Below are 2,559 nucleotides of genomic sequence, written 5' to 3' on the forward strand. Positions count from 1 at the left end.
GCCGAATGTAGCAAATCGTGTTGATGCATTTGTTATGTAACATTTTGAGCGAAGTTTTGATAAGCCGACTGCAACTCTCTAAATTCTTGTAAATCCTTTTCATGATATCTGTACAATTCAGAGTTCAGCCAATTATGAAGCTCGATGACTTTCTCAGAATAAGGTTGAATTAACTCTATCAAACTTAACTTTTCACTTTGCAGATTTAGAAAATTTTTGCTCGGTTTTGTCCAACGAGTCCACTGCTGTAGCTTAATTGTATCTAGGTTAATTTGACTTTCTATCGTCGAGGAGCCATTTTCAAAAGAAAATGACATTTCATTATGAGGTAACCCGTTATGTAACATGAAGTTTCTCAAGTCTTGAACAAATCGTACTAATGGATCATTCGCAAACTCATCTAAGATTTTAACCTTGTAATTAGAAGCAACGACTGTATCTACGTAGTATTCATCAATAAAAACTCTCGTGTGATCAATCAAAGTCTTAGCCGAGGCTAAATAATTATGGAAGAGACGATTAATTTCTCTATGTGCTTGCATGCTTTCTTGACGGTTTTTATCAAGAACCAATTTAATCGCAACATCAGGGTTCTCAATTATAGAGAGTCCCTCCTGTAGTTCGGTGTCATTACCAACGAAGATATTAAGTGTAAAACTATGAGATTTCATACGATTTTGAAATTTCATACCATCACACTCAAGCATTTTTACATGTAAATCGTACTTTTCTTTACTCACAGTATTCTCCTGTTACATAACGCCGCAATAACACGTGCGAACGACTTGATTACCAAACCAATTATACTCTAAACCGCGAATGCCGAGTGTAATAGCATCGTGTTGATTGCTTTGTTAAACGTACATCTAACGGCTAGTGCGATACTTAACCAATGACGGACTTTCGCAATCTATTGTTTCTATGTAGATATTACGTTCCTTCCATATAACTTCAATATCATATAGGCAAAACGAATATTTAGTTGGATCTAAAACCCAAACCCCATTAACTTGAACTGATACTGACGTAAATAGTTCATTATCATTACCCCACCAAGCTAAAACTAAATACTTACAACTTTCACCATTATGGAAAATAACGAACGCAGCAGTTTGATCCCATTCGAGAGTTATTTCAGATTTAACCTCTGATAGTCGTTGATGAAAAGCGACCATATTGATTGGTTCTTCATTTGCTGAAATGGTATAAATCTTAACTCCATCCGCATCTAGCCAATCTTGCTCACCTTCCAGTTTTCGTAATTTATACATTGTACCTCCTTGTACGATTAACGCCTGCATAACACGTTTGCTACTATGCAAATTAAGCCTAAATTTACCACTTAATACGGTAAACCAAAGATAATCTAGAATGCCGAATGTAGCAAATCGTGTTGATGCGATTGTTATAAAGCTACCTATCGGCTGGGTGATTAACCCCATCATTAGTTACAACATCGCCTAAATCAAAAGGATTCACACCCTCTAAGCAACCAATATTAAAACCATATTCATTGGGATTTGAACGACGTTGATGATGAGTATAAATACCACAATTAGAACAAAAATAATGCTTCGCTGTACCAGTATTAAATTGATAAAGCTTTAGGTATTCGCTGCCTTTTAAGATCTTAATTCCATCCAAATTGACTGAACCAACAATCGCACCTTTTCTACGACAAATAGAACAATCACAACGACGCGGATTTTCAATACCATTTGGCAGCGAGAGTTCTAATTCTACGAAACCACAATGACAAGTCGCTTTATGTTTAGCTTGAATATCAGTTTTCCCTACTTGCTTCAATGACATACTTAAAACTCCCTTTTTGCTTTATAACGCCTGCATAACACGTTTACTACCATGCAATTATACTTAAAATTGACGCCCTAAAACGAGAAACACCCGACAACCTGAGATGCCGAGTGTAGTAAATCGTGTTGATGCGATTGTTAGGCGAAAACTCAAAGGTCATGACAGATCTGAACAAAAAGTTCATTTAAGTGAAATCTATCCGCATCCTCTAGCTTTGTTATAGATTTTAGCTCAGAGAGACCCTGTTCGATCCCATCTGTCATATCAGAAAAAGCGCACTGAGCCTCTTCCCATAAAGAAATCAATTCGAGTAAAGTTGGTCTATAAGTCAATTCATGTGCATATTGATTTCTTATTTTATTGATACTATCTAATACATTTCTAGATTTTGAATCAATAATACCGTTGTTATATGAAGCTTGAAGAATACTAAAAAAGCTGCTTTTCCTCAACTTATAAGCAAGTTCTTTATTCTTCAGTTCAAGACGTTTTCTTAACATATATTCGATCACCATATGACCTTGAAGAAACCAACCAATATCAGGTCGTTCATTCAAAGTCTCATAGTAAATATCCATTTCTTCAATACAGATTGACATCTTGACTCCTACTTTCCAAGTGTGACATTTCGCCTAACGCCTGCATAACACGTTTGCTACTATGCAGATCAAGCCCAAATTTACCATTTAATACGGTAAACCAAAAGAAATCTAGAATGCCGAATGTAGCAAATCGTGTTGATGC

The 2,559-nt window shown here is 35.9% G+C and carries 4 protein-coding genes; all 4 read right to left on the bottom strand.

From position 1 onward, the window contains the following. Positions 1-32: 32 nt before the first annotated feature. Complete coding sequence (locus tag A6E06_RS00260; protein WP_065593333.1) at positions 33-740, bottom strand: hypothetical protein; 708 nt, start codon at positions 738-740, stop codon at positions 33-35. A 126-nt stretch (positions 741-866) separates the two neighbouring features. Continuing rightward, the gene (locus A6E06_RS00265) at positions 867-1,271 is read right to left on the bottom strand and encodes a hypothetical protein (RefSeq protein ID WP_065593334.1); all 405 of its coding nucleotides are present in this window, start codon (positions 1,269-1,271) and stop codon (positions 867-869) included. Between the two features lie 142 nt (positions 1,272-1,413). Further along, positions 1,414-1,806, bottom strand: a complete 393-nt coding sequence (locus tag A6E06_RS00270; RefSeq protein ID WP_176713264.1) for a GFA family protein — start codon at positions 1,804-1,806, stop codon at positions 1,414-1,416. 158 nt (positions 1,807-1,964) lie between these two features. Next, positions 1,965-2,414 (bottom strand): DUF4145 domain-containing protein, encoded by a 450-nt coding sequence (locus A6E06_RS00275; protein WP_065593336.1) that lies wholly within the window; start codon positions 2,412-2,414, stop codon positions 1,965-1,967. Between the last annotated feature and the right edge of the window lie 145 nt (positions 2,415-2,559).

The sequence above is a fragment of the Aliivibrio sp. 1S175 genome, assembly GCF_001690985.1.
GTDB lineage: Bacteria > Pseudomonadota > Gammaproteobacteria > Enterobacterales > Vibrionaceae > Aliivibrio.

Excerpts from the sequence above, each read along its gene's own strand:
- A6E06_RS00265 (WP_065593334.1), bottom strand. The coding sequence starts at position 1,271 with ATGTATAAATTACGAAAACTGGAAGGTGAGCAAGATTGGCTAGATGCG.
- A6E06_RS00275 (WP_065593336.1), bottom strand. The coding sequence starts at position 2,414 with ATGTCAATCTGTATTGAAGAAATGGATATTTACTATGAGACTTTGAAT.